17 protein-coding genes and 1 tRNA gene are annotated in these 20,430 nt (G+C 65.1%); 9 read left to right on the top strand and 9 right to left on the bottom strand.

Translation table 11 applies throughout. The features are described 5' to 3' along the window. Positions 1–56: 56 nt before the first annotated feature. The 3 genes from ATE70_RS07165 (at position 57) to ATE70_RS07155 (ending at position 3,369) form a co-directional block, all read left to right on the top strand. Positions 57–743: a carbonic anhydrase gene (locus ATE70_RS07165; protein WP_058537251.1), complete on the top strand. Its 687-nt coding sequence runs from the start codon at positions 57–59 to the stop codon at positions 741–743. Beyond that, positions 743–2,254, top strand: a complete 1,512-nt coding sequence (locus ATE70_RS07160) for a SulP family inorganic anion transporter (protein WP_058537250.1) — start codon at positions 743–745, stop codon at positions 2,252–2,254. The genes ATE70_RS07165 and ATE70_RS07160 overlap by 1 nt, the downstream gene beginning before the upstream one ends. Before the next feature lie 89 nt (positions 2,255–2,343). After that, positions 2,344–3,369 (top strand): aspartyl protease family protein, encoded by a 1,026-nt coding sequence (locus tag ATE70_RS07155; RefSeq protein ID WP_197411405.1) that lies wholly within the window; start codon positions 2,344–2,346, stop codon positions 3,367–3,369. 221 nt (positions 3,370–3,590) lie between these two features. On the opposite strand, the gene ATE70_RS07150 is transcribed toward ATE70_RS07155, so the two are convergent. The 3 genes from ATE70_RS07150 to moaA form a co-directional block, all read right to left on the bottom strand. Further along, a tRNA-Asn gene (locus ATE70_RS07150) sits at positions 3,591–3,665 on the bottom strand. An 83-nt stretch (positions 3,666–3,748) separates the two neighbouring features. Beyond that, on the bottom strand, positions 3,749–4,519 hold the full coding sequence (locus tag ATE70_RS07145) for an NAD kinase (RefSeq protein WP_058537248.1): 771 nt from the start codon (positions 4,517–4,519) through the stop codon (positions 3,749–3,751). A gap of 30 nt (positions 4,520–4,549) precedes the next feature. Further along, positions 4,550–5,566 (bottom strand): GTP 3',8-cyclase MoaA, encoded by a 1,017-nt coding sequence (gene moaA / locus ATE70_RS07140; RefSeq protein WP_058537247.1) that lies wholly within the window; start codon positions 5,564–5,566, stop codon positions 4,550–4,552. A gap of 59 nt (positions 5,567–5,625) precedes the next feature. On the opposite strand from moaA, the gene ATE70_RS07135 reads away from it, so the two are divergent. Then, entirely contained in the window at positions 5,626–6,825 is a 1,200-nt protein-coding gene (locus tag ATE70_RS07135; RefSeq protein WP_058537246.1) for a GGDEF domain-containing phosphodiesterase, read from the top strand. 84 nt (positions 6,826–6,909) lie between these two features. Here the strand turns inward: ATE70_RS07135 and mfd are convergent, their stop codons facing one another. Beyond that, on the bottom strand, positions 6,910–10,404 hold the full coding sequence (mfd, locus tag ATE70_RS07130; protein WP_058537245.1) for a transcription-repair coupling factor: 3,495 nt from the start codon (positions 10,402–10,404) through the stop codon (positions 6,910–6,912). After that, positions 10,401–10,661 carry a succinate dehydrogenase assembly factor 2 gene (locus ATE70_RS07125; RefSeq protein ID WP_058540030.1) on the bottom strand — a complete coding sequence of 87 codons (261 nt, stop codon included), beginning with the start codon at positions 10,659–10,661 and terminating at the stop codon, positions 10,401–10,403. Before ATE70_RS07125 ends, mfd begins: the two co-directional genes overlap by 4 nt. A gap of 184 nt (positions 10,662–10,845) precedes the next feature. Between ATE70_RS07125 and recG the strand changes: the two genes are divergently transcribed. Further along, the gene (recG, locus tag ATE70_RS07120; protein ID WP_058537243.1) at positions 10,846–12,912 is read left to right on the top strand and encodes an ATP-dependent DNA helicase RecG; all 2,067 of its coding nucleotides are present in this window, start codon (positions 10,846–10,848) and stop codon (positions 12,910–12,912) included. Positions 12,913–13,051: 139 nt separating this feature from the next. Here the strand turns inward: recG and ATE70_RS07115 are convergent, their stop codons facing one another. Both ATE70_RS07115 and tyrS read right to left on the bottom strand, forming a co-directional pair. Next, positions 13,052–13,393, bottom strand: a complete 342-nt coding sequence (locus ATE70_RS07115; protein WP_058537242.1) for a PilZ domain-containing protein — start codon at positions 13,391–13,393, stop codon at positions 13,052–13,054. 74 nt (positions 13,394–13,467) lie between these two features. After that, entirely contained in the window at positions 13,468–14,694 is a 1,227-nt protein-coding gene (gene tyrS, locus ATE70_RS07110; protein ID WP_058537241.1) for a tyrosine--tRNA ligase, read from the bottom strand. A 41-nt stretch (positions 14,695–14,735) separates the two neighbouring features. Between tyrS and ATE70_RS07105 the strand changes: the two genes are divergently transcribed. Genes ATE70_RS07105 through ATE70_RS07090 form a run of 4 tightly spaced genes read left to right on the top strand, consistent with a single transcriptional unit; the run spans position 14,736 to position 18,763 of the window. After that, positions 14,736–15,284, top strand: a complete 549-nt coding sequence (locus tag ATE70_RS07105; RefSeq protein ID WP_058537240.1) for a DOMON-like domain-containing protein — start codon at positions 14,736–14,738, stop codon at positions 15,282–15,284. Continuing rightward, a complete protein-coding gene (locus tag ATE70_RS07100; protein ID WP_058537239.1) occupies positions 15,281–16,486 on the top strand; it encodes an exo-beta-N-acetylmuramidase NamZ family protein in 1,206 nt (401 codons plus the stop codon). The genes ATE70_RS07105 and ATE70_RS07100 overlap by 4 nt, the downstream gene beginning before the upstream one ends. An 11-nt stretch (positions 16,487–16,497) precedes the next feature. Beyond that, positions 16,498–17,502, top strand: coding sequence for a hypothetical protein (locus ATE70_RS07095; RefSeq protein ID WP_058537238.1), 1,005 nt, complete (start codon positions 16,498–16,500; stop codon positions 17,500–17,502). Positions 17,503–17,518: 16 nt separating this feature from the next. Continuing rightward, a complete protein-coding gene (locus tag ATE70_RS07090) occupies positions 17,519–18,763 on the top strand; it encodes a M24 family metallopeptidase (RefSeq protein ID WP_058537424.1) in 1,245 nt (414 codons plus the stop codon). On the opposite strand, the gene ATE70_RS07085 is transcribed toward ATE70_RS07090, so the two are convergent. Further along, on the bottom strand, positions 18,760–19,608 hold the full coding sequence (locus ATE70_RS07085) for a DUF817 domain-containing protein (RefSeq protein WP_058537237.1): 849 nt from the start codon (positions 19,606–19,608) through the stop codon (positions 18,760–18,762). The genes ATE70_RS07090 and ATE70_RS07085 overlap by 4 nt on opposite strands. Next, on the bottom strand, positions 19,601–20,407 hold the full coding sequence (locus ATE70_RS07080; protein WP_082639656.1) for a lipid II flippase Amj family protein: 807 nt from the start codon (positions 20,405–20,407) through the stop codon (positions 19,601–19,603). Before ATE70_RS07080 ends, ATE70_RS07085 begins: the two co-directional genes overlap by 8 nt. Between the last annotated feature and the right edge of the window lie 23 nt (positions 20,408–20,430).

The raw sequence follows: 20,430 nt of genomic DNA, 5'->3' as shown, positions 1-20,430 counted from the left end.
CCTAACTCCGGGTTCGCGCCGCCTCTCCCTTCGGCGCCAATCAAGGAGTCCCCTCGGTGAACGAGCTGATCGGTCGCGTCTTTTCTTTCGAAAAGCAAACTTTTCCCAATCAAAGCACACTCTATGGACGTCTCGCCAGCGACGGACAAAGTCCGAAGGCGCTGATGATATCCTGCGCGGACTCGCGCATCGTCCCGGAGCATATCATGCAGGCCGAGCCTGGCGATCTGTTCGTGTGCCGCAACGCGGGCAACATCGTGCCTCCCTTCGCCACGCAAAATGGCGGTGTCTCTTCGACCGTCGAATATGCGGTCGCCGCGCTTGGCGTTCGAGACATCATCGTGTGCGGGCACTCGGATTGCGGCGCGATGAAGGCGCTGGCCGTCAATCAGGACCTGAGTAGCATGCCGAATGTCGCGGCATGGCTGCGTCATTCGCACGCCGCGCACAAGGTTGTGACCGATAGTTATCCGGCGATGAACGACATCCAGCGGATCCGCGCGGTCTCGCTCGAAAATGTGGTCATCCAGCTTGCCCATCTGCGCACGCATCCCGCGGTGGCGGCGGGTCTCGCGCGCGGGGAAATCGCGCTGCACGGCTGGTTCGTCGATATTCATGCCGGCTGCATACTCGGCCTGGATGGAGCGACCGGCCGTTTCATGCCGCTGCGCGAGGACGCTCCGCTGCCCGTCGCTCTGCCGCATGCCTCGCGGCGCGCCGCCGATTTCGCGGAAGCGGTGTGATGAACGTCGCCGTGCCGTCACTCGGCAAGACCTTTTCGCGCGATTTGACCGCGTCGATCGTCGTCTTTCTGGTTGCGATGCCATTGTGCATGGGGATCGCGATCGCCTCGGGAGTGCCGCCCGAGAAAGGGCTGATAACCGGAATTATCGGCGGTATTGTCGTCGGTGCGCTTGCCGGATCTCCGCTTCAGGTGAGCGGGCCGGCGGCCGGACTGGCCGTTATCGTCTTCGAAATCGTTCGTGACCAGGGGCTTTCGGCCCTTGGTCCTATCCTCGTTCTTGCTGGGCTCATCCAGATCGCGGCCGGCGTTTTCCGGCTCGGCGGCTGGTTTCGCGCAATCTCGCCCGCCGTCGTTCACGGAATGCTCGCTGGCATTGGCCTGTTGATCGTGCTCGGCCAATTCCATGTTCTGTTCGATGCCAAGCCGCTTCCCGGTGGGATCGACAATCTCGTGGCGATGCCCGGCCGCATCCTTGGGCTCACGCCCGGTGGCGGAGCGCTGGCCGCCTTCGCTGTGGGCGTGCTGACGATAGCGGCGATGCTCGGGTGGGAACGCGTGCGTCCGCAGAGCCTGCGCCTCGTGCCCGGCGCACTCATTGGCGTGGTGGCTGCCACTCTGGTCGCCTATGGTTTCGGGCTCGAAGTTATCCGCGTCGATGTTCCGCAATCGATCGTCGGCGCGATTGCTCTACCCGATGCGGGCATGCTGCAGCGTTTTGCCGAGCCCACGCTGATCGCCACGGCGGTTGCGATCGCCTTTATCGCAAGCGCCGAGACATTGCTCTCCGCAGCGGCGGTGGATCGGATGCACGACGGCGTGCGGACAAACTACAACAAGGAACTGCGCGCGCAAGGTATCGGCAATCTGCTCTGCGGCGTCGCTGGCGCGCTTCCGATGACCGGCGTGATCGTGCGCAGCTCGGCCAATGTGCAGGCTGGCGGCGTCACGCGGCTTTCGACGATCCTGCACGGTGTGTGGATCCTCGGGTTCGTCGCGCTGCTGCCCTGGCTTCTGCGCGAAATCCCGATGGCGGCGCTTGCCGGTGTCCTCGTCGTCACCGGCGTCAAGCTCGTCAGCCTCGATCATGTAAGGCATCTGTTCGACCGCTATGGCCCGCTTCCCGCGCTGATCTGGGCGGGCACGTTCCTGATGGTCGTGACGACCGATCTGCTGACCGGCGTGCTCGTGGGTCTGGCGCTGTCGACGCTCGAACTCGCGCCGCACGTCCGGAGGCTGCGGCTGCGCACCGATCAGCGGCAAGAGGGTGAGACGCGGGAGATCGTGCTCGACGGCACAGCGACCTTCGTTGCGCTGCCCAAGCTGACCGCGCTCCTGGATGACCTCCCGGCGGCGGGACGACTGAAACTCAATGTCGAACGGCTGAAGCACATCGACCATACCTGCGCCGAAATGCTCGAAGAGTGGATCAAGCGGCGGCGTAGCTCCGGCCTCATTGTCGAACTCGAGGGTGCAACGGGAAGGCTCGAACGACTGGCGGCCGCGGCATGATCGGTGCCTCGCCAGCGCGTGCCGTACCGGAGCGAGGAGGCGAGGCACCCCCTGGAAAATGGGTCGCATGCGGGAACGGGGAGGATTCGTTGCTGACTCTCCCGGTTAAGATCCGCGGCGTCGAAACGAGAGCGGTTCTTGACAGCGGCGCCACCCGCTCCGCGGTGGATGCTGGCTTTGCGGCTCGCCATCGGCTGCATGGCGTGCGGGATCATCGCGTTACGGCGCTCACACGAGAGACCGTAGCCAGAGTGACCGGACCGTTACGCATCGAGGCTGGCGCCGAGCATTTGCTCACGACGTCAGCCTTGATACTCGATCTGGCACCGATGGCGCGCGCGGCACGAATGTCGATCGAACTGGTGCTCGGGCAAGAATTCTTTGCGCGCAACATGGTCGAGATAGACCCCGATCGGGCCGCGCTCCGGTTTTGGACCAATGGCGGCGGTAACATAAATCACTGGCTGCCGGTGGTGCAGACGGCCGACGGGCTGTTCTGCACCACCATCTCGCCGAAGGAGGGTTTGGAGGCCGCAGCGATCATCGATCTGGGCTGCTCGACGCCGCTCTACGTCGACCCCGAATATGCCGAGGCAAATGATCTGTTCGGCGGCATGAGGCGAGGTTCCAGCGCAAGCCTCGGGGTCGAAGGCGTCGCTATCAGCCAGCTCGGCCGTTTGGAAAGCTTGCGTGTGGGCGACGTCGTTCTCCATGACGTGCCCTTCGCGGTTCCACCCGTCTGGCGTTTCGCTGCGCCCATGATAATGGGCCTTCCGCTTCTCATGCGCTTTCGTTGTCGTCTGGCTTTCGGGCGCGCCCGGATGCAGCTGGTTCGGGCAAGCCGATCGAAGAGGCCATTTGTGCGAGACGCGTCCGGGCTCAGCGTGCTTCACGCGGGCGATCACCTGCAAGTCATCCACGTGGCCAAAGACAGCCCGGCAGCAAAAGCAGGCCTCCATGAAGGAGACAGCATTATCGCAATCAACGACGAGCAGGTCGGCCCGGGCAGCGTCCAGAGCCACCGCAATCTCGGCAAGCGGCCGCCAGGGACACGCTATGCGCTCTCGATGCTTGCCAAAGACGACGTGGAATTGGTTCTCGAGGACTATTATTGATTGGCCGCGCCGCTTTTTTCCCGGCGGGCCGAAATCGCAGGCGCGCTGGCGGTTATGCGAAGTCGATTTTCCCTTACGGTGCGGAGGCGACCTACGATATTTTGCTCTGCGATAAGAGTTGAGGCTCTTTTCATCGCTGCCCCGGAGTACGGGGGGCTGTCGGCGAACGTCGCGCAAAGCAAGAGTGCTTTGGCGTAGGCTTTCGTATGTCTGGAAAGAAATGGCTCCCCGGGTAGGATTCGAACCTACGACCGATCGATTAACAGTCGATTGCTCTACCGCTGAGCTACCGAGGAACACGCCGCCGAAGCGGACAAGGCGGCCCCTTTGCCGCCAACCGACAACTTTATCAAGGGGCTTTTATGGCCTTTTATGACTCTCAGACGATAAATTGTTCCATCGCGATGCGTTCGTCGAGGCCCTGGTCGGGATCGAACAGCAAAGTCAGCGGCCGGCTGCGGTCGGTGGTGACCAAAACCGTCTTCACGTCGCGGATCTCGCGCTGGTCGGCAACCGCGCTGACCGGGCGCTTCGCGGCCTCGCGGACGTTGAAGCGGATGCTCGTCGATTCGGGGACGAGCGCACCGCGCCAGCGGCGGGGGCGGAAGGGGCTGATCGGCGTCAGCGCGAGCATTTCGGATTCGAGCGGCAGGATGGGGCCGTTGGCGCTGAGGTTATAGGCGGTCGATCCCGCGGGGGTCGACACGAGCACGCCGTCGCACGCCAGTTCCTCGAGCATCGTCTTTTCGTTGATCATCACCTCGAGCTTCGCCGCCTGACGCGTTTCGCGCAGCAGCGAAATCTCGTTAATCGCGGGCAGGATGTGGCGCTCGCCGCTGATCGTCGTGATGTCGCCCGACAGCGGATGGATCAGGAAGGGGCGCGCCGCGGCGAGCCGGTCGACCAGACCCTCGATCCGGAACTCGTTCATCAGGAACCCGATCGTGCCGCGGTTCATGCCGAAAACGGGCATGCTACGGCGCTGATCGAGCAACTGGTGCAGCATGTGGAGGAGGAAACCGTCGCCGCCGAGCGCGATCAGCAGGTCGGCCTCGCCCAGCTCGACGAAGTCGTAGAGCGGGCGCAGTTCGGCTTCCGCTTCCATGGCGGCGGGCGCGTTCGATGCGACGAGCGCGATCTTGCGATGCATATTGGTCCGGTTCCCCTAGCGGGCTGCCTGTCAGCCGCCCGTTGCACTCATATGACGCGCGACCGCCGGTTTGGACTTTCCATCGATATGAAAGTCATGCGCGCGGGGTTTGCCAGCCAAAGCGGCATCAATCAACCCATCGACGTCGCCGCCGTCGCGCAAGGCGGTGCGCAGGTCGACATGATCGTCCTGGCCAAGGCACATATAGACGCGCCCCTCGACGGTCAGGCGGATGCGGTTGCACGTCGCGCAGAAATTGTCGCTGAGCGGGGTGATCAGCCCGAGCGTCACCGGACTGCCCTCGACCGCGAAATAGCGCGCGGGGCCGCCTGTGCGCTTGTCGACCGGATAGATGGCGCGCGCTTCGCGAAGCGGCGCAATGAAATGGTGAAGCGGGATATAATGATCGCTGCGGTCGCCCTCGACCTCGCCGAGCGGCATCGTTTCGATCAGCGTGAGGTCGCAGCCGGTCGCGGCGCAATAATCGAGCATCGGGACGAGTTGGTCTTCGTTGAGCCCGGCGAGCGCGACCATGTTGACCTTGACCGCCAGTCCGGCGGCGCGCGCCGCATCGATCCCGCGCAGCGCGACGGCAAGGTCGCCAACGCGGGTGATATGATGAAAGGCGGCGGGGTCGAGCGTGTCGAGACTGACATTGATGCGGCGCACCCCCGCCGCGGCCAGCATCGGCGCATGCTCGGCGAGCCGCATCGCGTTGGTGGTGAGCGTCAGTTCGTCGAGGCCGTCGCCGATCATCGCCCCCAATCGCATCGCGAGCGTGTCGATCCCGCGCCGCACCAGCGGCTCGCCGCCGGTCAGGCGGATGCGGCGGATGCCCCGCGCAACGAAGCGCTCGGCGATTTCGCCCATTTCCTCTATGCTGAGCACCGCCGATTTGGGCAGGAAGGTCATGTCCTCGGCCATGCAATAACGGCAGCGCAGGTCGCAGCGATCGGTGACCGAAAGCCGTAAATAGCTGATCCGACGGCCGTGTCCGTCGATGAGCGGCGCCGCGGGCGCGGCGCTATGGGAAAATGTGGCAGCCACGTACCTATATTGATGCAAAAGGCAGGAACTTGGCAAGCAAAGCCTGCTAGAGGAATGCGATGAATCGCCTGTCCGACTCCCTTTCCGCCTGCGCCCGCAAACTCGAAGCCCTGCACACGCGCTATGATGCCGACGCGGGCGTCATCCTGGTCCAGGTCGACCAGATGGCGCGCATCAACAACAGTGCGGGCACGGCAACGGGCGATTCGGTGCTCGACGAGATCGGGCGGCGGCTCGAAAATTTCGCGAGCGACGAATTCGGGCAGGGTTCGTGCGTCGACCGGCTCGACGGCCCGCGCTTCCTGATCGTCCCGTCGACACCGATGTCGCTCGGCGCTCTCCGCGCGCAGGAGCGCGCGCTCCACGTCGCGCTGGCCGAACCGATCGTCGGCGATCCGAACGGCCGCCTGTCGATCCGCATCGCGGCGGCGCTGATCACGCGCGATGATTCGGTCGCCGAGCAATTGCGTTCTGCGTGCGATCAGCTGGCGCGGCCGGCGTCTGCCCGCGACGGCGTGATGGTCCACGCCGCGCTGTCGCAGAATGAGGTCGTGATCCATTACCAGCCGCAATATGACGTCGCGACGGGCGAGATGACCGGGGTCGAGGCGTTGCTGCGCTGGCAGCATCCCGAACTCGGCCTGCTCGGCGCCGGGCCGCTGGTGACCGCGGCGCGCGCGGCACGGCTCGAATGCGAGCTTACCGAACATGCGCACCGCGTTGCGCTCGCCGAAATGGCGGCGTGGCCCAAGGCGCTCGCGAAGCTGCGCGTGTCGCTCAACATCACCGCCGCCGATCTCGGCGACCCCGAATTTGCCGGCCGCTTCGCTGCGATGGCAAAGGCGGCGAAGATAGATCCCGACCGGCTGACGCTCGAACTGACCGAACAGGCGATGCTGAGCGACCCCGCGAGCGCCGCCGACCAGCTGGCGCAGATCCGTGCGCTGGGCGTCGCGGTCGCGATCGACGATTTCGGCACCGGCTATTCCAGCCTGTCGCTGCTCGCGCGGCTGCCGATCGATTATCTCAAGATCGACAGCGGCTTTACCCGCACGATCGACGGCAGCGACCGCGACCGCATCGTCGTGCGCGCGATCGTCGACCTTGCGCGCGCGCTGGGGCTGCTGGTGGTCGCCGAGGGGATCGAGAATGAGCGCCAGCTCGCCCGATTGACCGAGTTGGGGGTTGCGACCTGGCAGGGATTTTTGAAGTCGGGGCCGGTGCCGGCGGATCAGTTGCTGGCGTTGATGGAAGCATAGAAACACGTCGCCCCTGCGAAGGCAGGGGCCGCTACCGGCTTGGCGCAAGGTTGCCAGCGGCCCCTGCCTCCGCAGGGGCGACGATCAAGCCACTTGTCTCGCCAATTTCCCCAAACCTTTCGATAGCTGCAGCGCGCCGTTGAGGCGTGCGCCGATGCTGACCCAATCGCCGCTGATCGACAGCTTGTTGTCGGGGCGGATGCGCGCGCGGCCCTTGAGCCGTTCGACATAGGCGATCAGCCCCGGGACGTTGGCGAACTGGTCGCCGTGGAAGCTGACGAGCGCGCCCTTGGTGCCCACGTCGAGCTTGGCGATGCCCGCGAGCTTGGCGTTCGCCTTGATCTCCATCAGCTGGACGAGGTTCGCGGTCTCGGGCGGAAGCGGGCCGAAGCGATCGATCATCTCGGCCGCGAAGGCGTCGAGCGCCGGGCGATCGACGGCATCGTTGAGGCGGCGATAGAGCGCCATGCGCAGCGGCAGGTCGGGAACATAATCCTCGGGGATCAGGATCGGCGCGTCGACGGTGATCGTGGGCGACAGGGCTTCGCGCGGTGGCAGCTTGCCGGCGCCTTCGGCCTTGGCGACCAAAATCGCCTCTTCGAGCATCGACTGGTAGAGTTCGAAGCCGACCTCGCGAATATGCCCCGACTGTTCGTCGCCGACGAGATTGCCCGCGCCGCGAATGTCGAGATCGTGGCTCGCGAGCTGGAAGCCCGCGCCGAGGGTGTCGAGATCGCCGAGCAGCTTGAGCCGCTTTTCGGCGGTGTCGGTGATCGCGCCATGCTCGGGGGTCGTGAGATAGGCATAGGCGCGCGTTTTTGCCCGCCCGACACGCCCGCGCAGCTGATACAGCTGCGCGAGGCCGAAGCGGTCGGCGCGGTGGATGATCAGCGTGTTGGCGCTCGGAATGTCGAGCCCGCTTTCGACGATCGTCGTCGACAGCAGCACATCATATTTGCGGTCGTAGAAGGCGCTCATCCGGTCCTCGACCTCGGTCGGGGTCATCTGGCCGTGGGCGACGACATATTTGATTTCGGGCACCCGGTTGCGCAAAAATTCCTCGATGTCGGGCAGGTCCTTGATCCGCGGCACGACAAAGAAGCTCTGCCCGCCGCGGTCATGCTCGCGCAGCAACGCTTCGCGGAGCACCACAGCGTCCCAGGGGGCAACATAGGTGCGCACGGCGAGGCGATCGACCGGCGGCGTCTGGATCACGCTGAGTTCGCGCAAACCCGACATCGCCATCTGCAACGTGCGCGGGATCGGGGTCGCGGTGAGGGTCAGGACATGGACGTCGGTCTTGAGCTGCTTCAGCCGTTCCTTGTGAACGACGCCGAAGCGCTGTTCCTCGTCGACGATGACGAGGCCGAGATTCTTGAACTCGACCGATTTGGCGATCACCGCATGGGTGCCGACGACGATGTCGATATGACCGCTTTCGAGTCCGTCGCGCGTCTTCTGCGCTTCACCCGCCGGAACGAGGCGCGAGAGGCGGCCGATGTTGACCGGGAAGCCTTTGAAGCGCTCGGAGAAATTGGTGTAATGCTGGCGCGCGAGCAACGTCGTCGGCACGACCACCGCGACCTGCACCCCCGCCATCGCCGCGACGAACGCGGCGCGGAGCGCAACCTCGGTCTTGCCGAACCCGACATCGCCGCAGACGAGCCGGTCCATCGGGCGGCCCGACGCCATGTCGGCGAGCACGTCGCCGATCGCGCGGTCCTGATCGTCGGTTTCCTGATAGGGGAAGCGGTCGGCAAAGGCGGGATAGGCGGCGTCCTGCGCGAGCAATTCGCCCGAGCGTAGCGCGCGCTGCGCCGCGGTCGCGAGCAGCTCGCCCGCGATTTCGCGGATGCGCTCCTTCATCCGCGCCTTGCGGCGCTGCCATGCCTCGCCGCCCAGCTTGTCGAGGCCGACGCCATCGCTCTCGCCGCCGTAGCGCGAGAGGACGTCGAGATTTTCTACCGGGACGTAGAGCTTGTCGCCGCCCGAATAGGTGAGCGCGACGCAATCGTGCGGGCTGCTCCCGACGGGGATCTGGGTCAGTCCCTCGTAGCGCCCGATGCCGTGGTCGAGGTGGACGACAAGGTCGCCGACGCTGAGCGTCGCGAGTTCGGCGAGGAAGGCGTCGGCGCTCTTGCGGCGTTTCTGACGGCGGACGAGGCGTTCGCCGAGAATATCCTGTTCGGTCAGCAGGCTGACCGCGTCGCTCGCGAAGCCATGATCGAGCGGAAGGACGACCATGGCAGTCGCGCCGCCACTTTCGGCCGAGGCCGTGCCGAGCGCATCCTGCCAACTGTCCGCTGGCGCGAGCGAGGTGACGCCATGGTCACGCAGCAGCCCGGACAGACGCTCGCGCGCACCGCCCGAATAGCTCGCGATAATCGTGCGCCGGCCCTTGCGGCGTTCGTCGGACAGGTGGTCGGCGACCTTGTCGTAGACGTTGAGATCGGCGGTGCGTTCGGGCGTGAAATCGCGCGCGGCGAAGGTTTCGAGATCGACGATGGTCGCGGCAGGCGGGACGTCGAAGGGCGTGACGATATGGATCGGCCGGTCCGACGAGGCTCCAGCCCATTCCTCTTCGGTCAGATACAGCGTCTCGGGGGCTAGCGGGCGATAGCTGCCCGGCGATTCGCGCTCGGCGGCGACGCGGTTGGCGTGATAGTCGGCGATCGCGGCAAAGCGTGTTTCGGCGGTCGCCTCGGTGCGGTGGCCGCGCAGCACGGGGGTCGCGGGATCGATATGATCGAACAGCGTCGCCAGCCGTTCCTCGAACAGCGGCAGCCAATGGTCCATGCCCGCCTGCCGGCGCCCGTCGCTCACCGCCTGATAGAGCGGATCGCCCGTCGACTGCCCGCCGAACAGGTCGCGATACGCCGAGCGGAAACGCTTGATCGTCGCCTCGTCGAGCAGCGTTTCGGACGCGGGGAGCAGTTGCAGCGCCTTGGCGGGACCAAGGCTGCGCTGGTCGGCGGGGTCGAAGCGGCGGATGCTCTCGATCTCGTCGCCGAAGAAATCGACGCGCAGTCCCGTCTCCTCGCCCGCGGGGAACAGGTCGAGGATACCGCCGCGCACCGCAAACTCGCCCTGGTCGGCGACCGTGTCGACGCGGCTGAAGCCGTTCGACACGAGCAGTTCGGCGAGCGCATCGCGGTCGATCCGCTGCCCCGCGGCGAGCGTCGTCGCGAGCTGGCGGATGCGGAAAGGCGTCAGCGTGCGCTGGGTGATAGCGGCGACGGTGGTGAGGATCAGTTCGCCGCGCTTGGCGGGCTGTTGCAGCGCGGACAGCGTCGCAAGCCGGTCGGCGCTGACGCGCATCGACGGCCCCGCGCGGTCGTAGGGAAGGCAATCCCATGCCGGAAAGCGATGGACGATCAGGTCGGGCGCAAAGAAGGGCGCGGCGTCGGCGATCGCCTGCATCGCGGTATCGTCGGTCGCGACATAGACGAGCCTTTTGTCGCTCGCCCGCGCCAGATCGGCGAGCAGCAGCGGCAGGAAGCCGTCGGCCGCGCGCGCCAACGTCAGCGGCGCCGACGCCGATCCGATCGCGGCAAAAATGTCGGCGGCGGGCATCGTCATGGCAGCGGGATATAGTCCAGGCGGCGCATCGCGGCGATCATCTCCGGTCGGTCGAGATGCGCGGGCGGCTGGCCCGTGCCGAGCGCCCACGCCATGATGTCGACGTCGTCTTCCTCGACAACGGCTTCGTACCAGCTGAGTTCCGCTTCGCTCCATTCGGCCGAGTAGCGGTCGAAGAAGCCGCCGATCATATAATCGGCCTCGCGCGTGCCGCGGTGCCAGGCACGGAATTTCAGGCGTTTGAGGCGGTCTTGCATGGCGGGCCTTTTAGAACGGTCGAAAGTGGCATCAACGAACTTCATCCCGTTCCGTTCGTGTCGAGCGAAGTCGAGACACCCATCGGCCTTGCGCTACTCCGATGGGCATCTCGACTTCGCTCGATGCGAACGGAGATGAAGGGCTGGGCAAGATGAAGGGTTCAGGTTTAGACACGCCCTAGCCATGCGACCCGAGATACTCAATCCGCTCTTTGCCGCGCTCACCGACTTGAAAGGCGTCGGGCCGCAGCTTGCCAAGCCGCTGACGCGGCTGGGGCTGGAGCGCGTCGTCGATGTGCTGTTCCATTTGCCGACGGGATTGATCTCGCGCTTTCCGGTCGATCGGCTCGATCAGGCGCAGGCGGGGCAGACGATCATCGTCGAGCTGACCGCGCAGGATTACCGCGCCGGCCGTAGCCCGCGCGCGCCGTTCGGGGTCGAGGCGTTCGACGATGCGGGCGATCATGTCCGCCTCGTCTATTTCGGGCGCACGTCGGGGCTGGCGCGCAAGCTCTTTCCCCTGGGCGAGAAGCGCCGGGTGTCGGGCCGGCTCGACCTTTATGGCGAGATGCGTCAGATCGTGCATCCTGATCAGGTCGTCGAGCCGGGCGACGAGGCGGGCATCGCCGAGCACGAGCCCGTCTATCCATTGACAGAGGGCCTCACCAACGCGCGGCTGTCGCAGCTGGGGCAGGTCGCGCTCGAACGACGGCCCGAACTCGCCGAATGGATCGACACGGCCTTGCTTGCCAGCCGGAATTGGCCCGCGTGGCGAGAAGCGATGGAGCGTGCGCACGCGAGCCCGCGCGACGAGGCGGCGCGCGACCGGCTCGCCTATGACGAGATTTTCGCAAGCCAGGTCGCGCTGATGCTGATCCGCCAAGGCCTCAGGACGCGCAAAGGCCGCCCGATCGTCGGCGATGGCAGGCTGACCGATGCGCTGAAGCTGCCCTTTGGGCTCACCGGCGCGCAGGAGCGCGTCGGGCGCGAGATCGCCGGCGACATGGCGCAGGACACGCCGATGCTGCGCATGCTGCAGGGCGATGTCGGGTCGGGCAAGACGCTCGTCGCGCTGCGCGCGATGCTCGCGGCGGTCGAGGCGGGGACGCAGGCGGCGCTGCTCGCGCCGACCGAAATCCTCGCGCGCCAGCATTTTGCGACCTTGCAGCGGATGCTCGGCGGCCTGCCGGTGAATCTTGCGATCCTCACCGGGCGGGACAAGGGCAAGGCGCGAGAATCGACTTTGATGGGGCTGGCCGACGGCAGCATCGATATCCTCGTCGGCACCCACGCGATTTTCCAGCAGGCGGTGACCTACAAGGATCTCGCGCTCGTCGTCGTCGACGAGCAGCATCGTTTCGGCGTCGCGCAGCGGCTGATGCTCACCCAAAAGGCGGCGCGCCCGCCGCATCTGCTGGTAATGACCGCAACCCCGATCCCGCGCACGCTGCAGCTCGCAAATCATGGCGAGATGGACGTGTCACAGATCGACGAGATGCCGCCGGGGCGCACCCCGGTCGATACGCGCGTCATTTCGCTCGACCGGCTCGACGACGTCGTCGACGGCCTCGACCGCCATCTCGCGAGCGGCGCGCAGGCCTATTGGGTGTGTCCGCTCGTCGCCGAGAGCGAGGTCAGCGAACTCGCGGCGGCCGAGGAGCGCGCCGCCCTGCTGCGCGCGCGGCTCGGCGAGCATCGCGTCGGACTCGTCCATGGGAGGATGAAGGGGCCCGAAAAGGATGCCGTCATGGCGCGTTTCCAGGCGGGCGAGATCGGGGTGCTCGTCGCGACGACGGTGATCGAGGTGGGGGTCGATGTGCCCGCCGCCAGCCTGATGATCGTCGAGCATGCCGAGAATTTCGGGCTCGCGCAGCTCCATCAGCTGCGTGGCCGCGTCGGGCGCGGCACCGCGAAATCGGTGTGCCTGTTGCTGCGCTCGCAAAATCTGTCCGAAACCGCGCGCGAGCGGCTCGCGTTGATGCGCGATACGAACGACGGTTTCGTGATTGCCGAAAAGGATCTCGAGCTGCGCGGCGGCGGCGAACTGCTCGGGCTCAAACAGTCGGGCGATGCCGACTACCGGCTGGCAACCCCCGAACAACTGGTGCGGCTGCTGCCCGTCGCGCACGACGACGCGCGGCTGTTCGTCGAACGCGACGGCGGGATGGATGGCGCGCGCGCGGAAGCGGTGCGGCTCTGCCTCTATCTGTTCGAGCGCGACGCGGCGGTGCCGCTGCTGCGGAGTGGTTGATAGTCCCCCTCCCGCTTGCGGGAGGGGTTAGGGGAGGGCATGTCCTTCCACCGTCGGCAGTTTGCATAGACAGACCCTCCCCCGACCCCTCCCGCAAGCGGGAGGGGGGGGGAAGAACGTCCCGCTGCTTGCAATGTTCTTAGTTGACGTCGCCCCGTGCACCCATGGCGCGGATCATCGGCAGATAATCTTCGACCGAGATCGACTTGTCGAACTGCACACCGGTCTTGCCGGCGAGCGACCAGACGACCTTCGCCGAGGTGCGGCCGATGATCGGCATGCGGAAAACGACGAGATCGCCGATCTCCAGTCCGCGTTCGAAGCGCATCAGCATACCGTCGGCGCTGATGTTGACGCAGGTGCACATTTCCTGCCGTCCGTCGGGCATGACGAAGGGGAGGCGGCAATAGACGTCGCTACGCGGAGCGATCCGCTGGTCGAGGCCGACATAATGGGCCTTGCTCGTGTCAATCTTGCGCATATTCGTGGACCTTGTTGATTTGGCCATGACGATCCATCCGATTGCTGAAGAAGTCGTAAATGCGTCTGTGCGCGTTACCGGGTCACAAGGCCATGTTTTTTTGACCCGAGGCTGAGCGGAACGGGGTTCGCACCGGGCTGGATCAGGTGCTGCGGGTCGCGAACGACCGCGCCGTCAACCTTCACCGCGCCCTCGTCGAGCTTGCGGCGTGCCTCTTTGTTCGAGCCGGCGAAGCCCAGTTCGCGCAGCGCATCGACGACGCTGATCCCCTCGGCGGGCGCGACGGCTTGCGGAAGGTCGCCGCCGATCTGCCCCTTTTCAAAGGTTTGCGTCGCGGTCTCGGCGGCGGCTTTCGCGGCGTCGGCGCCGCGGCACATCGCGGTCGCTTCGTTCGCGAGGATCTTCTTGGCCTCGTTGATCTCCGCGCCCTCGAGCGCTTCGAGCCGCGCGATCTCGTCGAGCGGCAGGTCGGTGAAGAGCTTGAGGAACTTGCCGACGTCGCGGTCGTCGCAGTTGCGCCAATATTGCCAATAGTCAAAATGGGACAGCTGTTCGGGATTAAGCCACACCGCGCCGGCGGCGGTTTTGCCCATTTTGGCGCCCGCCGCGGTGGTCAGCAGCGGAGTCGTCAGGCCGTAAAGGTCGGCGCCATCCATCCGGCGGCCCAGCTCCATGCCGTTGACGATATTGCCCCACTGATCCGATCCGCCCATTTGCAGACGGACATTCATGTCCTTCGACAGGTGGCGGAAATCATAGCCCTGCAGGATCATATAGTTGAATTCGAGGAAGGTCATCGGCTGTTCGCGCTCGAGCCGTAGCTTGACCGAATCGAAGGTCATCATGCGGTTGATCGTGAAGTGTGTGCCGACTTCCTGCAGCAGCTCGATATAGCCGAGCTGGCCGAGCCAGTCCTGATTGTCGACCATCACCGCGTCGGTCGGCCCGTCGCCGAAGCTGAGGAATTGCTGAAAGATGCTGAAGATCGACGCGATGTTCGCCGCGATCGTTTCGTCCGACAGCATCTTGCGGCTTTCGTCGCGGCCCGTGGGGTCGCCGATCCGCGTCGTCCCGCCGCCCATCAGCACGACGGGCTTGTGCCCCGTCTGTTGCAGGCGGCGCAGCATCATGATCTGGACGAGGCTGCCGACATGCAGGCTGGGCGCCGTCGCGTCGAAGCCGATATATCCCGGGACGACTTGTTTGGCGGCGAGCGCATCGAGCCCTTCCGCGTCGGTCGTCTGATGGATATAGCCTCGCTCGTCGAGCAGGCGCAGCAGGTCGGATTTGTAACTGGTCATAGCGGGCGGGCGCTTAGCATGGGGTTTGATATTTGGATAGCATGCGCAGGGAATTGATCTGTCACCCCGGCACCCCGGGAAAGGCCGTGCGCGCCGTCGCGGTCGAGGTCTCGCTGTCGTTCGAGGACGGTTTTGCGCTGCGCTTCATCGTCGACGGTGCGATCGCCGCGCTGGTGCTGCCCGACGGACAGGGCGAACTCGTGATCGCCGACAGCGCGACCGATGGCCTTTGGGAAAGCACTTGCTTCGAGGCATTCCTGACCGAAGAGGGCGAGCCCGATTATACCGAGTTCAACTATTCGCCCGACGGCCGCTGGGCCTGCTACCAGTTCGACGATTATCGCTCGCTTCTCCGCACGGACGATCTCGCGCCATGGGAAATGGCGGCGGAGAAGGGCGATCAAAGCTATGCGCTGCGCGTCGAGCCCGGCATTTTTCCCGATAATGGCGCAAAATTGGCGCTGTCGGCGGTGATCGAGGAGCTCGACGGCACCAAAAGCTATTGGGCGCTCGCGCACCCGCCGGGCAAGCCCGACTTCCATCATCCCGATTGCTTTGCGCTCACGCTTGGGGCACCCGACGCGGCATGACTGTTCACTTCGGTATCGACCGCCTGCTCGCCGATCCGGCGCTTCGCAAACCGCTCGAAGGAAAGCGCGTTGCGCTGCTCGCGCACCCGGCGTCGGTCACCGCCGACCTGACGCACAGCGTCGACGCACTCGTCGCTTCGGGGCTCGACATCACCGCGGTGTTCGGGCCGCAGCATGGCGTTCGCGGCGACCTTCAGGACAATATGATGGAGTCGCCCGACTTCACCGATCCGACCTATGGCATGCCGGTGTTCAGCCTCTATGGCGAAGTGCGCCGGCCGTCGGGGCAGTCGATGCACACCTTCGACGTGATGCTGGTCGACCTGCAGGATCTCGGCTGCCGCATCTACACCTATGTCACGACCCTGCTCTACATCCTCGAGGCCGCGGCGCAGCATGGCAAGGCGGTGTGGGTGCTCGACCGGCCCAATCCGGCCGGGCGTCCGGTCGAGGGCACGCGGCTTCTGCCCGGCTGGGAAAGCTTCGTCGGCGCGGGACCGATGGTGATGCGCCACGGCCTCACGATGGGCGAGATCGGGCACTGGTTTATCCGCCACTTCGGGCTCGATGTCGATTATCGCGTGATCGAGATGGAGGGATGGGACCCGAAAGGTCCGGGCTTCGGCTGGCCGGAGGGCCGCGTGTGGATCAACCCGAGTCCGAACGCCGCGAACGTCAACATGGCGCGCGCCTATGCCGGCACGGTGATGGTCGAAGGGGCGACTTTGAGCGAGGGCCGGGGGACGACGCGTCCGCTCGAACTGTTCGGCGCGCCCGACATCGACGCCAAGGCGGTGATCGCCGAAATGCAGCGCCTCGCGCCGCAATGGCTCGGCGGGTGCAAGCTGCGCGATATCTGGTTCCAGCCGACCTTTCACAAGCATGTCGGCCACCTCAACAGCGGCGTGCATATCCATGCCGACGGGCCGTGGTACGACGATGCCGCATTCCAGCCGTGGCGCGTGCAGGCATTGGGCTTCAAGGCGATCCGCAGCCTCTATCCCGACTATCCGATCTGGCGCGGCAAGGATTTCAAATATGAGTATACCGACGATGTGCTCGCGATCGATGTGATCAACGGCGGACCGGGCCTGCGCGAGTGGGTCGACGATGCGGGTGCAGATGCGGGCGATCTCGACGCGCTGGCGCTGCCCGACGAGGCGGCGTGGCGCGCGGAAATCGCGGATTTGCTGATTTATTGAGGGGCGAACAAATGCTGACGATCTGGCGGCAAAGCTTGACGGCTGCGATCAGCATTGCCCTTGTGTTCCCGATCGCAAGCTGCGCGGCCGAGCCGTCAGCAGCATCCTTTGTCGAGCGTGAAATCATTACGCTGCCGTTCCCCGGCGGGACCGATATCGAGCGTCTGAAGCAGTCCCATCGTGATGTCGTCGGCCTGCTGCGGAAATGGGCAGCAGAAGAAGCGCGCGACAAAAAATATCAGCCTCATGTCGGCGTTTATACCGTTTTTCCTGCCAACCCTGCGCGCCCGCGGACCATCATTGGCGCCGTGACACCCCGCAAGGGTGTGTTTTACGCCGTGCCTTATGGCCATTATGTATCGCTCGACGATTACAATAATGGCCGGGTCGAGCGGAAGGACAAGATCGATGTGTGCCGAATGGAAATGCGATGGGACCGGCTTCCGGACGGGCCGATCGCGCCGGGGTTCGTCTGGGCGCGCATGTATATGCCGGACCTCGATTGCAAGCTGCCGCCGGCCGACCAGTTGGCCCTGCTGGATGAGTGGAAAAGCCGCAAGGCAAGGCCGGACTATATCGTCGAAGACAAGGTCTCGGCAGGCGAGGTCAGCGTTACGCTGATCCGGGAAGTTCGGCCGAAAGGCTCGGCATATCGGCCCTACGATGCCGTCGCGGCGTCGGCGAAGATGATGAAAGCCGGGGATGGTGTGACGTGGGCGATACCGTTGATCGAGGATAACGAGACCGCATCGGTCGTTGCTACGCGGCGCGGACGATTGTTTGCCTATTTTTCTGACGTAATTTACGCGCGGGACTTCCAAGACCTGATGTGCGTTGCTGATGGACTGTCATGGGCCGATATCGTGGCAGAGCCGGGCCTGCTCGGGACACAGACCGCCCGGCGGTTCTGCCAAGACCTGATGAGGCAATATAGTGATCGCCGCAGCGAAGAGATGCAGCGCATCAATGAAAAATTGCCGCCGCCCTTAAGTATACCCATGACGCCCCGAAACTGACGGAGAGAAAGCAATGATGCAGCGACGGCAATTTCTGGGCACCGCGGCGATCGGCGGACTGGCGGCGACTTTGCCCGCGCCGGCGTTCGCCGCCGATACCGCCGGTCTCCCCAATCTCGCCGCCAAGGCGGTGCCGATCGGCAAGGCCGAGCGCATGGCACGGATCGCCAAGGCGAAAGAGCTGATGCGCGCGAACGACATCGGCGCGCTGTTGATCGAGCCGGGGTCGAGCCTCATCTATTTCACCGGGGTCGAATGGTGGCGCAGCGAGCGGCTGACCGCTGCGGTGCTGACGCGCGAGGGTGAGGTCGCGATCGTCACGCCCTTTTTCGAAGAACCGTCGGTGCGCGAAAGCCTTGGGATCGAGGCCGAGGTGCTGACGTGGAACGAGGATGAGAATCCGCTCGCCGCGGTCGCCGCCTGGCTCGGCAAGCGCGGACTGACGAAGGGCAAGATCGGCGTCGAGGAAACGGTGCGCTATTTCGCCGTCGACGGCCTTGAGAAAGCGATGCCGCAGGCGACCGTCGTCAACGGCGCGCCCGTCGTGCGCGGGTGCCGGATGCACAAGTCGCCCGCCGAAATCGCGCTGATGCAGATCGCCGCCGACATCACGCTCGCCGCCTATCGCCACACCGCGCCGCGCGTCGAGGCGGGGATGACGCCGTCCGACATCGGGGCGATCATGAAGGCCGCGACCATCGCGCTTGGCGGCAAGAGCGAGTTCGAGCTGATCCTGCTCGGCGAGGCGAGTGCCTATCCGCACGGGTCGGGCAAGCCGCAGGCGGTGAAGAACGGCGAGGTCGTGCTGATGGACTGCGGCGCGACCGTGCACGGCTATCAATCCGACATCTCGCGCAGCTTCGTTTACGGCAAGGCGAGCGCGCGCCAGCGGCAGGTATGGGACCAGATGCGCAAGGGACAGGACGTCGCCTTCGCCGCGGCAAAGCTCGGCACGCCCGCGGGCCAGGTCGATGACGCGGTGCGCGCCTATTATGAGAGCCTCGGCTGGGGCCCCGGCTACAAGCTGCCAGGCACCTCGCACCGCACCGGCCATGGCATTGGCCTCGACGGGCACGAGCCGGTCAATCTGGTGCGCGGCGAGACGACAAAGCTCGCGCCCGGCATGTGTTTCTCGAACGAGCCCGGCATCTATATCCCCGGCGAGTTCGGCATCCGGCTCGAGGACTGTTTCTATATGACCGACAGCGGACCCAAGTGGTTCAGCGAGCCGCCGCCGTCGATCGACAAGCCGTTCGGTTAATCGGGCGCCCTCGGCCGCTGGACGAGGCTGACGAGCACGAACGAAATGATCATCAGCAGATACCAGCTGCCGAGCTTTTCGACGCCGACCATGTGCCAGCCGTCGTTCTGGCTCGGATAGGTCCAGGCGCGCGCGAAGGTGCCGATATTTTCGGCGAACCAGATGAACAAAGCGACGAGCCCCCAGCCGACGAGCAGCGGCATGCGGCGGTGGATGTGGAGCGGGCGGAACCACACCTGACAGCGCCAGAATAGCAGCGCGGTCGCGGCGAAAAGGAACCAGCGGATGTCGTATACCCAATGGTGCGCGAAGAAATTGACGTAGATCGCCGCCGCCAGCGCATAGCTCGCCCACGCGGGTGGATAGCCTGAATAGCGGAAATCGAAGATGCGCCAGACGCGCGCGATATAGCTGCCGACCGCGGCATACATGAAGCCCGAAAAGAGCGGGACGGCGCCGATGTGGAGCAGGCTCGCCTCGGGATATTGCCACGACCCCGCGGCGGTCTTGAACAATTCCATCACCGTGCCGACGATGTGGAAGATCAGGATGACGAGCGCTTCCTTCGGCGTCTCGAGCCGGAAGGCGAGCATGCCGAGCTGGATCAGCACGGCGCCGATCGTGATCGCGTCATAGCGGTGGAGCGGCGCATCGTCGGGCCAGAAAAGATGCGTGCCGAGCAGCAGCGCAAGCATCAGCGCGCCGAACAGGCATGCCCATCCCTGCTTGAAGCCGAAGACGAGAAATTCGAGAAACCAGCCGCGCGGCCCCGGTGTGACCGCCAACGCCTCCAGCCGCGCTCGTACGGCATGGAAGCGGCTGTGGCCGCGCTGCGTGTCAGACATGCACGGCGACGTAAGCGATCAGCAGCGCGGCGGGCAGCAGCAGCGCCTGTGCCAGGACCGTGCCCGCGAGGCGGCTCAGCGAGATCAGCGTGATCGCGCGGCGGAAATCGGCCTCGTCGACTTTGCCCTCGACCGCATCGTCGGTCATTACCGACAATTGCGGGTCGATGAAGGCAAACAGGAGGATCGTCGCAAAGCCGTTGATCAGCGCCGAGAGCTGCGACGCGGTGACGCGAAATTCGGGAGCGAGATAGCCGGCGTAAAGCGACGCGACGACGCCGACCGCGAGCAAGGATTGCGCGAGGCAGTTCGCGATGAGGACGCCCCAGCCAATCCCCTTGGGCATGCGCCAGCTCTTGAGGTGCGACAGGCTGGGGAGGGTCAGCGAGCGGCCCAATGTGCGCAGGCCACTCGGGCTCGCGGCCTTGAGCGCAAGCTTCGTCGTCGATCGGTTGTTCTGATACCAGCCGATCGCCGCGGCGAACATCCGCTGCCCGGTGGGCACCAGCAGGATGCCGATCAACGTCGCGACGCTCGCCGCCGCGAGCACGAGCTGCATGTCGATGAAGAGCTGGGCTCCGCTGCCGTCGTGGATGCGCGTCTCGATGCGCTTGGCGAGGAAAGGGCCGAGGAAGCTGTTCGAGGTGCGCGAGAAGAGCACGAGGATGTTGAACAGCGCGAACGACATCGCGATGCGCCGCGTGCGGACCCCGGCGATGCGCGCGGCATAGGCGAGCGCACCGATCAGGTTGATGAAGCCGGTGAGGAGCAGGATGGTGACGAGGGGGAGGTCGATCATAAAGTCACCTTAGATCGGAATTT

This window comes from Sphingopyxis sp. H053 (assembly GCF_001468225.1).
Classification (GTDB): Bacteria; Pseudomonadota; Alphaproteobacteria; order Sphingomonadales; family Sphingomonadaceae; genus Sphingopyxis.
The sequence above is the reverse complement of the archived record's forward strand: the minus strand, read 5'-3'. Positions and strand labels throughout refer to the sequence as shown.